Below are 12,384 nucleotides of genomic sequence, written 5' to 3'. Positions count from 1 at the left end.
CGGCTCACAGCCGCCGGTGTTGCAGCGAGGGCAGCTGTTCGCGCACGCTGCGCAGGTAGTTCAGATCGATGTCGGCCAGCACCACACCGGGACCCTCGGCCTGCATCGCCATCACCTGGCCCCAGGGGTCGATCACCATGCTGCGGCCCCAGGTGCGGCGGCCGTTCTCGTGCACGCCGCCCTGCGCGCTGGCAATCACATAGGCCTGGTTCTCGATCGCACGGGCGCGCAGCAGCACTTCCCAGTGCGACTGGCCGGTGGTGTGGGTGAACGCGGCGGGCACCAGCAGCAGGTCGGCCGCCAGCATGCGGTAGAGCTCGCCGAAGCGAAGGTCGTAGCAGACGCTCATGCCCACGCGCCAGTGCTCGCCACCTTTGGACGGGAAGTCGAACACGGTCGGCGTGTCGCCCGGCCTGAGCACATTGGCTTCGTCGTAGGCCTCGCGGCCGTTGTCGTAGCGAAACAGGTGGATCTTGTCGTAGCGGCTGACGCAGTGGCCCTTGTGGTCATAGACCAGCGAGGCGTTGGCGGCGTGCGCCGGGTCGTCGGTGGCCATGGGCATGGTCCCGCCGACGATCCACAGCTTGAGTTCGCGCGAGGCGTCGGAGAGGAAGTCCTGCACCGTGCCCAGGCCGGGCTGCTCGGCCAGCAGCAGCTTGTCGGCGTCCTGCTGGCCCATGAAGCAGAAGTATTCGGGCAGCACCGCCAGCTCGGCGCCGCTGCGGGCGGCCTGGTCCAGCAGGGCGCGCGCGGCGCTGAGGTTGGCGTCCAGGCTGATGCCCGAGACCATCTGGATGGCGGCGACTTTCATCATTTCTCCTTGGCGCGCCACTCGCGGGCGGCGCAGTGACACCAGCTTACTTCACCGCCGGGGCCGGCGTGGCAGGCGCCTCGGGTTTGGCGGGCTCTTTGGCGGGTTTGGGCTGCTCCACTTTCTCGACCTTGGGGTCGGCCCAGCTGCCGCTGATGTGGAACTCCTGCGTCGTGGCCGACTGCAGCGGCTGGCGCAACAGGAACTGCGCCAGGAAGGTGCCCAGGCCGATCGCGGGGTTGATCGCGGTGGCGATCAGCGAGGCGGTGCCAGCGTTGATCTCGGGCACGACCACGGCGCGGATGTCTTGCTGCTCGCGCACGATGTCGGCCGTGCCTTCCATCAGCACCGCCGCGTTGACGCCCTTCATCTGCAGGTTGTTGGTGGTTGCCACGCCCTGCTGGATCTGCACGTCGCCGCGCACAAAGTCGAAGGCGAAGCCCTCGGAGAACACATCGCGGAAGTCCAGCGTCAGGCGCCGCGGCAGCGCCTGCAGGCTCAGCACGCCCAGCAGCTTGGCCGCACCGGGTTCGACCTTGAGGAACTGGCCGGTCTCGAAGTTGGCGTTCATCTCGCCCGACAGGCTGGGGTAGTCCAGCGCCAGCGGCGAGCCGCGCCAGGCGATGTTGCCCTCGATCGTGCCTTTGCCGCCGCGCACCACGCCGGGTTTGCCAAAGCGCGCCAGCAGCTTGCCGGAGTCGTCGACGTCGAGGCGGAAATCCAGGTGCGAGCGTCGCGGCCCGCCGTCGCTGTCGGACGCGGCCCAGTTGCCGCTGCCGATCAGGCGCGCTTCGGGCACGCGCACATTGAGCTTGTTCAGCCGCCACTCGCGGTTGCGGCCGGTGCCGCGGTTGACCGCCTGGATGTCGACCATGCCCAGCTGGCGGCCGGCGAGCACGAAGTTCTCGACCGTGATGTCCAGCGCCGGCACGCTGCTGGGCTGCTCCAGCAACTGCTCGACGTCGGCCGCCGCGCTGGGCGCCAGGTTCAACTCGGCCAGCCGCGCATAGATGCTGCCGGCGCTGGTCGCCGTGGGCTGGCGGTACTCGACATAGCCGTTGAGCTCGTCGGCCTCGACGTTGGTGCGCCAGTGCGTGCCATCGCGCGAACCGCCGAGCACCACGTTGTTGAAGGTGCGTCCGTCGACCAGCACCTGGCCGGCGCGCGCGGCCAGGATGGTCGGCAGGTAGGATAGGCTCTGGTTGGCCGAGGCGGGTGGCGGCGTGGCGGAGGTAGCGGCACTGCGCACATCGACGCCGCTGACGCTGTTGAACACGCTTTCCCAGGCACCGACATCGACCCGGCCGAAGCGCAGGTTGGCCAGCACGCCCTGCGGCGGGATGGGCGACGACTCGCCGGGTTGCAGGCCGGTGCCCAGGCTGCCCCGCAGCACACGCGCCTCCGGCTCGGTGACGTCGCGCTCGTACAGCACCGTCAGCACCGGCTGTGCCGGCGGGCCGACCTCGACCGACAGCCGGTCGGTGCGCGCCACCTCGCCACCAGCGCCAGGGCCGACCGATGTGACGACGTTGTCGTAGCGCAGCAGCAAGCTTTCGTCGGCGCGTTTTTCCAGCGGCGCCGGCAGGTTGACCGCCATGCCCTGCAGGTTGGTCGCCACATTGATCTCGGGCACGCCGCCGCGAAAGCCCAGCCGCGCGGTGTAGCCGGTGCTGCCGCTGGCGCGGGCGAACAGCCGCGAGGCAAAACCCAGGCCGCCATCGCGCAAACCCTCGGCGGTGGCCGTGCCCTGGCCGCGGAACTCGACGCGCGAAGGGCCACGCGTGTCGGCCGGCACCATGCCGCCGTCCAGGGCGATCTCGCCGCCGTAGACCCGGGCACGCGCATCCTGCAGCTTGAAGCTGCGTTCGGTGAAGGCGATGCTGCCGCTGCTGCGTTCGAGCAGGGGCGAATCGGGGGTGATGCGCAGATCGTTGCCGGACAGCGCCACGCTGCCCTGCATGGTGAAGTCTTCGGTCTTCTGCAGCGGGAGCTGCAGCTTGAACTGCACGCCGGCCTGTCCGGTTCCGGTGGTCTTGGCCAGCGCGTTGCCGAGCAGGCCGTTGACCGGCGAGGCCTGCACGAAGCCCAGCACCTCGCTGGCCGGCCCCTGCGCCTTGGCCGAGACCTCGAGCTTGGGGTTGACGATCAGGTTCGGCACGCTCACCTCACCCTCGGACAGGCGCACCCTGGGCTGGCCCTCGACGCCACCGGCCAGGCCGGTCAGTTTCAGGGAGCCCTTGTCCAGCACGAGCAGCCCGTCCATGGCCTTGAGCGCTGGCCAGACCGGCTCGCCAGCGGCCTGCAGATACGCCGGCAGGAAGCCGTAGTCCAGCCCCTTGAGGCCAGCGGAGATGCGGAACTCACCCTCGGTGCCCGCTTCGGTGAACGGCAGGTCCCAGAGGTCGCCGCGGACCCGGAACTCGACCTTGTCCGAGCTGCCGCCGCGCACCGCCTCGCGCACATAGCGGCGCACGTCGGCACTGACCGACAGCGGCATGTAGCGGTGCACCTGCTTCGCGTCGGCGCGGGTGAGGGTCGCGTCCAGGTCAAGCACGCCGGGGAATTTCGACTTCGCCTTGCTGCGGGCGGGGTCGGCCGTGGCCCAGCGGATGCGCGCAGTGCCAGTGGCATCGGCATTGGCCAGCCGCACGTTCTCGACCCAGGCCTCGATGCGCTCGCCCTTGAGCTCCCAGCGGGCATCGGCCTGCAGGCTGTCCAGCGGAATCACCGGCACTTCGAACATGCCCGGCAGTTCGACCGAGCCCTTGGTGATGGTCACGCGCGCGGAGCCGCCGTCCTGCGTCAATTCAAAGTCGGCATTGGCGCCGGTCACGCCGGGCCGGCCCGGGATCGGGTAGGGGCCCAAGGCGGACATCTGCCCGCTGGGCTGGCCCGCCAGCGAGACGCCAACAGCGCGGCCTTTGGCCTGGTAGGCGGTGATGGTGGCGGCAGGAGCAGGAGCAGCCGGTGCTGGCGCAGTGGCATTGCCGGCCGGCGTCGCCGGTATGGTCGCGGGGCCCTGCCAGCGCGCGGACAGCCCTTCCAGACGGCCGGACGGATTCAGGCTGGCGAGCAGGCTGCGACTGGCTTCGGGCAGCGGCACGCGCTCGGCCAGCGCCGCCAGCGCCGCCAGATCGACGCGGTCGGCATCCAGCGTGGTCGACTGGGTGCGGCTCGTCTGGCCGTTGTCGTGCTTCAGGCGCAGCTTGCCGCTGCGCCAGTCCAGCGCGTCCTTGGTGCGAAAACTCAGGTTGTCGGCCGAGAGCGCGAAGCCCTGGGTGTTCCAGCTGGCGGCCAGGCGGCCGTCGACACTGTCCAGCGCCAGTTCTGGCAGCTGCGCGCCCAGGCGGGTCGCGACCGACTTGAGCCCCAGGTCGGCGGTGACACCGACCAGCTGGCCCCGATCCATGTCGCCCCAGGCGCGAAGCTTGCCCTGGCCGGTGCGCACCTCGATGTTCCATTCGGACAGATCGACATAGGTCTTCAGGCGCGACACATCGACACCGGGGAAGTCGGCGTACAGCTCGCCACTCCAGTTGTGCCAGGGTGCGCGGTCCTGGGGCGCCGGGCCGAGGTCGAGATCGAGCAGCGGCTCGCGCAGGTTGGCCATCAGGCTGAACGGCTGCCCCCAGTCCGCCGGCGGGCTGGCGTCCAGCCGCATCAGGTGGCTGCGCACACTGTTGCGCACCACCAGGTTCAGCGCCGAGAGTGACAGCGGCGGCCGGTTGCGCAGGTCGTCGCTCCAGCGCACGGTGCCGTTCTGGATCACAAACTCGGTCTGCGAGAAGAACCAGTCGGCCGCGCGGCCGTCGTCTTCCTTCGGGCCGGAGAAGTCCAGGCCGGCGATTTCGATGTGGCCCTTGGCGGTGCGCCGGATGTCGAGCACCGGCGAATCGATCATCAACTGCTCGAAGCCCAGGCGCCACAGCGAGGTGACCGAGATCGCGGCGCGCACCCGCGGCAAACGCAGCGCCTCGCGCCCGACCGTGTCGAACAGGCGCACGTCGTCGAGTTCCAGCGCGGGCACCAGGCGCAAAAGGTATCCGGCCTGCGCGCCCGACTCACCCACAGATTCGGCACGGATGGCGCCAACCTTGACCGGTACCCCCACGGCCGCCGTGGCCCAGCGTTCCAGGTCGGGGCGCCACTCTCCGATTCGCGGCACAATCCAGAGATGCAAGGCACCCAGGGTCAGGGCGAACACCGTCCAGACCGCGAGCACCACCCACAGCAGCAGCCGCGTGATCGCCGAAAAGGTCCTTTGTGTTCGCGAGGCAGGGGCGACGGGGGCCGGGCTTTGATTCATATCCAACGCAAATTATGACGGTCAGTGCTAGCGACGGTTCCGCAGCGTCGGTTTCTGCTTTGTCATCAAATGTGAATTCCGGTGCTCCGGTCGCGCGGCAGGCCGAGCATTCCCGCTTCGTGCAGCGGGTGCGGCGCCGCTACGAGAACGAACTGGACTGCCTCCCGCCGGGTGCCCCGGTGAAGGCGACGATGCTGACCTGCCTGGCGGCACTGCGTGCGCGCAGCCTGCCGGTGCCGGCCGCTCTGCGGGTGCTGCGCCAGCTGGTGATGGAACGCCTGGTGGTGCTCGATTGCGAACAGGATGCCCCGCTCGCCGACATCACGCGCGCCGTCACCGAACTGGCCGAACTGGCCCTCGACCAAGCCTGCACGCTGGCCTTTGCCGACCTCGACGACCTTTACGGCGCTCCGATGAGCGAGACCGGCCAGCGCGCCCAGCTCTGGGTGATCGGCATGGGCAAGCTCGGCGCGCGCGAGCTCAACGTCTCCAGCGACATCGACCTGATCTACGTCTACGACGCCGACGGCGAGACCGCCGGCAACGCGGCCGGCCGCAACCGCATCAGCAACCACGAGTACTTCGGCAAGGCGGTCAAGCACCTCTACAACAGCGTGGGCGAGACCACCGAACACGGCAATGTGTTCCGCGTCGACCTGGCGCTGCGGCCCAATGGCAACTCCGGCCCCAGCGCGGTTTCGCTTGGGGCGCTGGAAGAGTATTTCCTGGTGCAGGGGCGCGAGTGGGAGCGTTTTGCCTGGCTCAAGAGCCGCGTGATCGCGCCCGACGCGTGCATCGCCGACAAGAGCGCCAGCGCGCTGCGCAGCGCCGTGCTGCCCTTCGTGTTCCGCAAGTACCTGGACTACAACGTCTTCGACGCCCTGCGCACCCTGCACCGCCAGATCCGCGACCACGCGGCCAAGCGCGCCGCCGGCAACCCGGGCCGCGCCAACGACGTCAAGCTCTCGCGCGGCGGCATCCGCGAGATCGAATTCACTGTGCAGCTGCTGCAGGTGGTGCGCGGCGGCCAGTTCCCCGAGCTGCGCACGCGCCCGACGCTGGATGCACTGCAGCGCGTCGCCAAGGCCAGCCTGATGCCGCGCGCCACGGCCGACGCGCTGTCGACGGCCTATGTGTTCCTGCGCAAGGTGGAGCACCGCATCCAGTACCTCGACGACCAGCAGACCCACCTGATTCCCACGCGCGACGACGACCTGGCCTGGATCGCCGCGACCATGGGCTACCCCGACACCTGTGCCTTCCTGTGCGCGCTGGACACCCACCGCGAAACGGTGGCGCACGAGTTCGACATCCTGCTGGGCGGCGCGCCGGGCGGCGGTTGCAGCGGCAAGGGTTGCCACAAGGCTGCCTCGCGCGGCGCGATGGAAGACCTACAGGGCGTGATGGCCGGCCTGCCCAAGGCCTTTGCCGCCAAGGTCGCTCAGTGGTGTGAACACCCGCGCGTGCTGGCACTCCGCGAAGACGCGCGCATGCGGCTGGTGCGGCTGGTCGAACGCACCGGCGCGTGGCTCGAAGAAGGGCGCGTCAGCGAAGTGGCGGCCTTGCGCCTGGCCGACTGGATCGAGCCGCTGCTGCGCCGCGAAAGTTACCTCGCCCTGCTGCAGGAGCGGCCTTCGGTGCACGAGCGGCTGTTGCGCCTGCTGGGCGCGGCCAAGTGGCCGGCGCGTTACCTGCTCAAGCACCCGGGCGTGATCGACGAACTGGCCAGCCAGCAGTTGCTGACCGACCGCTTCGACGCCGCGCAGTTCGAGGCCGACCTCGAAGACCGGCGCACCTCGCTGACCCGCACCGGCGAGGACGACGAGGAGGCGCTGCTGAACCTGCTGCGCCGCGCACAGCACGCCGAGGTGTTCCGCACCCTGGCGCGCGACGTCGAGGGCGTGCTGACGGTGGAGCAGGTGGCCGACGACCTGTCGGCGCTGGCCGACGCGGTACTGCGCGTGACCGCACGCTGGTGCTGGAGCCGGCTGAAGAACCGCCACCGCGACGAGCCTGCGTTCGCCATCATTGGCTACGGCAAGCTCGGCGGCAAGGAGCTGGGCTACGGCAGCGACCTGGACATCGTGTTCGTCTACGAAGACGAGCACGAAAACGCCAGCGAGATCTACGCCGGCTTCGTGCGCAAGCTGATCAACTGGCTCACCGTGAAAACCGGCGAAGGCGACCTCTACGAGATCGACACCGCCCTGCGGCCCAACGGCAACTCGGGCATGCTGGTGACCACCTTCGCTGCCTACGACCACTACCAGCGCGGCCGCGGCAGCAACACCGCCTGGACCTGGGAACACCAGGCCATGACGCGGGCCCGTTTCGTGATGGGCATCGCCGAGCTGGCCCTGCGCTTTGACGATGTGCGGGAAGCGGTCATCACCGCCACGCGCGATCGCGTTGCACTGGCGCAGGAAATCACGGCTATGCGCGAGAAGGTGCGCGCGGCCCACCCTGTGCGCGGCGACCAGTTCGACGTCAAGCACAGCGTGGGCGGCATGGTCGACGTCGAATTCGTGGTCCAGTACCTGGTGCTGGCGCACTCGGGCGAACACCCGGAACTGCGCGGCAATCTGGGCAACATCGCACTGCTGCAGCGTGCCGAGGCGGTGGGGCTGCTGCCGCACGGCGTGGGCCAGGAAGCGGCCGACGCCTACCGCGAGCTGCGTCACCTCCAGCACAGGGCACGCCTGGACGAAGCGCCAACACAGATCGACGCCAGCGCCGCCGCCGGCCTGGCCGCTGCGGTACAGGCGCTCTGGCAACACGTGCTCGGCAACCCAGGCTAGATCGAGCCCCCACGCTCCGCCGCTGGCGCGGGTCGCTGCCCCCCAAGGGGGCTGGGCCAGCCTTGGGACGGCCCGGCGGCTGGCCCGTGCCCTCCGGCGCTGCGCGGGGCGCCAGCAACCAAGACCATGTGCCCGGAAGGGGCAACCGAAAGATTGCTTCGGCTGTTTTGTGACTAATCAGTCACAATGAGACCAAGCAGTTCAATTCGGCAACCCAGCCACCCGGAGGGCACATGTACCCATACCCGCGGAACTTTTCCACGGCCACCCCGCTCAATATCGGCACCGCGATGCCGATGCTGGTGTTGTCGGAACCACAGGTTTTTGCTCTGCGAAGCCTTCCGCCGATCGTGGCGGTTGCAATCCCGAGGCGCTTCTCCTCCTCCTCCCTCCCTCCCTCCTTCGCGTCGGGGCGCTTCGCAGATCTTTGTTTTTCCTCTCACCGCCGCCCCTTCCGGGTGGCGGCCTGCCGGGGCTGAGCCATGTACTCGCCCCACCAGACCTCCCCCATCGGCGGCGCTCCCGGCCGCCGTCCCCGCGTCGCCATCGTCGGCTCCGGCATCGCCGGACTGGCCGCCGCCCACACCCTGACCGGACTGGCCGAACTGACGCTGTTTGAGGCCGGCGACTACTTCGGCGGCCATACGCACACGGTCGACCTGACCCTGCCCGATCCCAGCGGCCGGCCGGTCACGTTCGGCGTCGACACCGGCTTTCTGGTGCTCAACGAGCGCACCTACCCCAACCTCCTGGCGTTGCTGGAACAACTGGACGTGGCCGTCGCCCCGTCGGACATGTCCTTCTCGGTCCAGGCGCCCGGTGCCGGTCCGAAGGGTGCGGCGCTAGAGTGGAGCGGCTGTGACCTGTCGACCGTGTTCGCGCAGCGAGAAAACCTGGGGAACCCGCGCTTCTGGCGCATGCTGGCCGACATCGTGCGCTTCAACCGCCTGACGACCCGGCTGGCGCGGCGCGGCGACGACCTCGGCGGCGACAGCCCGCTGCTGGAACCGCTGGGCGATTTCCTGACCCGCCACCGTTTTTCCGATGCCTTCCGCGACTGGTATTTCCTGCCGATGATGGGTTGCATCTGGAGCTGCCCGACCGACCAGATGCTGCGCTTCCCGGTCGCGACCATGGTCCGCTTCTGCCACAACCACGGCCTGATCCAGGTCACCAACCGCCCGCAGTGGTACACGGTCGCCGGCGGCGCGCGGCAGTATGTCGAGAAGATCGTCGCGGCCATTCCCGACCGTCGCCTGAACACACCGGTGCAGCAGGTGCTGCGCGACGCGCACGGCGTGCAGGTGGTCACCCACGCCCGCGTGGAACGCTTCGACGCCATCGTCATGGCCTGCCACAGCGACCAGGCGCTGTCCATCCTCGGTCGCTCGGCCACGGCCGAAGAATCCGTGTTGCTGGGTGCCATCCGCTACCAGCCCAACCGCGCCGTGCTGCACACCGACGTCTCGGTGCTGCCGCAGCGCGAGAAGGCCTGGGCGGCCTGGAACTACGAGGCCGGCGGCGCCAGCGGCGAGCCGCGCGTCTGCCTGCACTACCTGATCAACCGCCTGCAGCCGCTGCCGGTGCAGACGCCCGTGATCGTCTCGCTCAACCCTCAGGGCCCGATCGACCCGGCCACCGTGGTTGGCGAATACGAGTACGCACACCCGGTGTTTGACCTGGCCGCGATCCGGGCACAGAAGCAGATCGCCCAGCTTCAGGGCCAGAACCACACCTGGTTCGCCGGCGCCTGGCTGGGCTATGGCTTCCACGAAGACGGCCTGAAGGCTGGCCTGCGCGCAGCACACGAAATCATCCTGGATCATGACCTGCTGCCTGCCAGCAGCGCCCGCAAGGCCCGCATGGCGGCACAGCCCGGGGTGATCGCGTGAACCTGTCAAAGGCCTTGATCGGCTTTGGCCAGGTGCGCCACGCCCGTTCGCGGCCCAAGGCGCACGCGTTTGCCTACCCGACCTTCTTCCTGCTGCTGCCGATGCGCAGCCTGCGCGCGCAGGGCAACGGTGCGCTGGTGCGCAACCGCCGCGCCGCGCTGGCCTTCCACGACCGCGACCACGGCGATGGCCGCGAAGACAGCCTGCAATGGCTGGACGAGACCCTGGCCGCACAAGGCATCACCGACGCCAGCGGCGAGGTCTGGCTGCACACCTACCCGCGCGTGCTGGGCTTCGTGTTCAAACCGGTCAGCTTCTGGTATTGCCACGCGGCCGACGGTGCTTTGCGCGCCGTGGTGGCCGAGGTCAACAACACCTTCGGCGAACGCCATTGCTACCTGCTGGACGCGCCGCGCTCCGGCGTGCCGGCCAAGGCCGACAAGGTGTTCCACGTCTCGCCCTTCTGCCCGGTGCGTGGGGAATACCGATTCGTCTTCCTGCGCACGCAGCACGGCGCCGAAGACCGCACCGTGGCACGCATCGACTTCCACGACGAACCCGGCGCCGAGCCCCTGATCCGCACCAGCGTCAGCGGCGCGCTCGAACCACTGACCGAAGCCAGTGCCCGCCGTGCGCTGTGGCAACACCCGGCGATGACGCTGGCCGTGGTTGCGCGCATCCACTGGCAGGCGCTGCGGCTGTGGATCAAGCGCGCCCCGTTTTTCCGCCAGCCCGCCCCGCCGGCCGACTTCGTCACGCCCGGCCATCCCAGCCCCCCCGTGTCCACGCCCTCCTGATCCGATCCATGAACAGCACCACCGCCCCCCGTCACGCCGGCTTCGCCCTGCCCCGCAGCGCCCCGGCCGCCGCGCGCACCACGCTGCAACTGCTGCAGGGCATGCGCCATGGATCGCTCACGCTGCAGTTGCCCGACGGCACGGTGCAGCGCTTCGGCAGTGGGCAGGGGCCGCTGGCCACCATGCGCCTGAGCAACTGGAACGTGTTCGGCGCCTCGCTCAAATCCGGCGACATCGGTTTTGCCGAGAGCTACATCGCCGGCGACTGGAGCACGCCGCAGCTGACCGACCTGCTGCGCCTGCTGATCGCCAACCGCAGCGCGATCGAAGACGTGGTCTACGGCTCCTGGATCGGCCGCTTGGCCTACCGGCTGCGCCACCTGCTCCACCGCAACAGCAAGGCCAACAGCCGCAAGAACATCCACGCCCACTATGACCTGGGCAACGCCTTCTACGAGCTCTGGCTCGACGGGACAATGAACTACTCGTCGGCGCTGTTCGAGCGGCCCGACCAGGACATGGTGGAGGCGCAGCACGCCAAGGTGCGACGCGCGCTGCGCATGGCCGGCGTGCAGCCGGGCAACCGGGTGCTGGAGATCGGCTGCGGCTGGGGCGCGCTGGCCGAGAAGGCGAGCACCGAGTTTGGAGCTTCGGTGACCGGCGTGACGCTGTCGACCGAACAACTGGAGTTTGCACAGAAGCGCAACCCGGGGGCCGACCTGCGCCTGCAGGACTACCGCGACATCGCCGATGCGCCGTTCGACGCCATCTGCTCGATCGAGATGGTGGAAGCCGTGGGTCGCGAGTACTGGGACACCTACTTCAGCGCGGTCGCGCGCCTGCTCAAACCGGGCGGCCGCGCCTGCATCCAGAGCATCACCATCCGCGACGACCTGTTCGAGCGCTACATCGCCGGCACCGACTTCATCCAGCAGTACATCTTCCCGGGCGGCTGCCTGCCCAGCCCCTCGCAGTTCCGCGCCGCCGCCGAACGCGCCGGCCTGCAGGTGGTCGACCAGTTCCACTTCGGCCTGGACTACGCGCGCACGCTGTGGCACTGGCGCCAGCGATTCCTGCAGCAGCAGGACCAGGTGCAGCCGCTGGGCTTCGACGCGCGCTTCATGCGCACCTGGGAGTTCTACCTCGCCTACTGTGAAGCCGCCTTCGCCGAAGGCAACACCGACGTCGTGCAGTTCACGCTGCGCAAGCCGGACTGAGGACCGCCCCATGGCCACGCGCAGGCTCCTGTTGCAAACGCTGCTGGTGACCACCGGCAGCTCGGCACTGCCGCGGCTGGCGGCGGCGAATGCGCACACGGCGGACGAAGCCCTGGCGGGCCAGCGCGCGATCGGACAGAGCCTGTTCCGCTGGTTTGGCCTGGAGGTCTACCGCGCCACGCTGTACGCCAGCCCCGGCTTCGAGCCCCAGGGCTATGAAGGGCAGCGCTTCGCCCTGGAGCTGGAATACCGGCGCGCCTTCGACGGCCCGGCGATCGCGAAACGTTCGCTCGACGAGATGCAGGGCATCGCGCCGCTGGAGCCGGCGCGCTCGCGCCAGTGGCTGGACCTCATGGCCAGGACGTTTCCCGACGTCGCTCCGGGCGACCGGCTGCTCGGGCAACACGACCCGGAACGCGGCGCGCGCTTCTACCTCAACGGCCGTCTGCACGGCACGGTGGACGACCCGGTGTTTTCCGCGCGCTTTTTCGGCATCTGGCTTTCGCCCCGCACCTCGCAGCCCAAGCTGCGCGACGCCCTGATCGCGGGCGCGACGCGCTGAG

Annotated in this window: 7 protein-coding genes; 5 read left to right on the top strand and 2 right to left on the bottom strand. The window is 69.2% G+C overall.

The window, feature by feature from the left end:
* Window positions 1-4: 4 nt before the first annotated feature.
* Together ACLIJ1_RS21545 and ACLIJ1_RS21540 are read right to left on the bottom strand one after the other, a co-directional pair.
* Window positions 5-811 (bottom strand): carbon-nitrogen hydrolase family protein, encoded by an 807-nt coding sequence (locus ACLIJ1_RS21545; protein ID WP_411367618.1) that lies wholly within the window; start codon window positions 809-811, stop codon window positions 5-7.
* Between the two features lie 46 nt (window positions 812-857).
* Complete coding sequence (locus ACLIJ1_RS21540) at window positions 858-5,117, bottom strand: YhdP family protein (RefSeq protein WP_411367617.1); 4,260 nt, start codon at window positions 5,115-5,117, stop codon at window positions 858-860.
* A gap of 14 nt (window positions 5,118-5,131) precedes the next feature.
* Between ACLIJ1_RS21540 and glnE the strand changes: the two genes are divergently transcribed.
* From glnE to ACLIJ1_RS21515, 5 genes are all read left to right on the top strand, one after another.
* On the top strand, window positions 5,132-7,915 hold the full coding sequence (gene glnE, locus ACLIJ1_RS21535; RefSeq protein WP_411367616.1) for a bifunctional [glutamate--ammonia ligase]-adenylyl-L-tyrosine phosphorylase/[glutamate--ammonia-ligase] adenylyltransferase: 2,784 nt from the start codon (window positions 5,132-5,134) through the stop codon (window positions 7,913-7,915).
* Between the two features lie 482 nt (window positions 7,916-8,397).
* Window positions 8,398-9,807 carry an NAD(P)/FAD-dependent oxidoreductase gene (locus ACLIJ1_RS21530; RefSeq protein ID WP_411367615.1) on the top strand — a complete coding sequence of 470 codons (1,410 nt, stop codon included), beginning with the start codon at window positions 8,398-8,400 and terminating at the stop codon, window positions 9,805-9,807.
* The gene (locus ACLIJ1_RS21525; protein ID WP_411367614.1) at window positions 9,804-10,604 is read left to right on the top strand and encodes a DUF1365 domain-containing protein; all 801 of its coding nucleotides are present in this window, start codon (window positions 9,804-9,806) and stop codon (window positions 10,602-10,604) included. Before ACLIJ1_RS21530 ends, ACLIJ1_RS21525 begins: the two co-directional genes overlap by 4 nt.
* Window positions 10,605-10,612: 8 nt before the next feature.
* Window positions 10,613-11,821 (top strand): class I SAM-dependent methyltransferase, encoded by a 1,209-nt coding sequence (locus tag ACLIJ1_RS21520; protein WP_411367613.1) that lies wholly within the window; start codon window positions 10,613-10,615, stop codon window positions 11,819-11,821.
* 10 nt (window positions 11,822-11,831) lie between these two features.
* On the top strand, window positions 11,832-12,383 hold the full coding sequence (locus ACLIJ1_RS21515; protein ID WP_411367612.1) for a chalcone isomerase family protein: 552 nt from the start codon (window positions 11,832-11,834) through the stop codon (window positions 12,381-12,383).
* Window position 12,384: the final 1 nt, after the last annotated feature.

The organism is Hydrogenophaga sp. RWCD_12 (assembly GCF_046604225.1).
GTDB lineage: Bacteria > Pseudomonadota > Gammaproteobacteria > Burkholderiales > Burkholderiaceae_C > Hydrogenophaga.
The sequence above is the reverse complement of the archived record's forward strand: the minus strand, read 5'-3'. Positions and strand labels throughout refer to the sequence as shown.

Excerpts from the sequence above, each read along its gene's own strand:
- ACLIJ1_RS21545 (WP_411367618.1), bottom strand. The coding sequence starts at position 811 with ATGAAAGTCGCCGCCATCCAGATGGTCTCGGGCATCAGCCTGGACGCC.
- ACLIJ1_RS21530 (WP_411367615.1), top strand. The coding sequence starts at position 8,398 with ATGTACTCGCCCCACCAGACCTCCCCCATCGGCGGCGCTCCCGGCCGC.
- ACLIJ1_RS21515 (WP_411367612.1), top strand. The coding sequence starts at position 11,832 with ATGGCCACGCGCAGGCTCCTGTTGCAAACGCTGCTGGTGACCACCGGC.
- ACLIJ1_RS21520 (WP_411367613.1), top strand. The coding sequence starts at position 10,613 with ATGAACAGCACCACCGCCCCCCGTCACGCCGGCTTCGCCCTGCCCCGC.
- glnE (WP_411367616.1), top strand. The coding sequence starts at position 5,132 with ATGACGGTCAGTGCTAGCGACGGTTCCGCAGCGTCGGTTTCTGCTTTG.
- ACLIJ1_RS21540 (WP_411367617.1), bottom strand. The coding sequence starts at position 5,117 with ATGAATCAAAGCCCGGCCCCCGTCGCCCCTGCCTCGCGAACACAAAGG.